The sequence below is a fragment of the Salmonella sp. SAL4457 genome (assembly GCF_046548235.1).
Taxonomy (GTDB): Bacteria; Pseudomonadota; Gammaproteobacteria; order Enterobacterales; family Enterobacteriaceae; genus Salmonella; species Salmonella enterica.
In genome coordinates, this window is sequence record NZ_JBGDZO010000241.1 from 1 (window position 1) to 314 (window position 314).

A 314-nucleotide genomic window follows, 5' to 3' on the forward strand; every position below is an offset into this window, starting at 1 on the left:
CTGCCGCAGGCGGCGGCCATCGGCATTATCGGCGGCGCGGACGGCCCGACGGCGATTTATCTGTCGGGCAAGCTGGCGCCGGAGCTGCTGGGGGCCATCGCGGTGGCGGCGTACTCGTACATGGCGCTGGTGCCGTTAATCCAGCCGCCGATTATGAAAGCGCTGACCACGGAGACGGAGCGGAAAATCCGCATGGTGCAGCTGCGCACGGTGAGTAAGCGGGAAAAAATCCTCTTTCCGGTGGTGCTGTTACTACTGGTGGCGCTGCTGCTGCCGGACGCCGCGCCGCTGCTGGGGATGTTCTGCTTTGGCAA

General features: G+C 65.0%; 1 protein-coding gene. It reads left to right on the forward strand.

Annotated features, from left to right (window positions below; genetic code table 11):
- The coding region (locus tag ACLJNW_RS24100) for a sodium ion-translocating decarboxylase subunit beta (protein WP_410961204.1) at positions 1-314 on the forward strand (314 nt) is incomplete at both ends.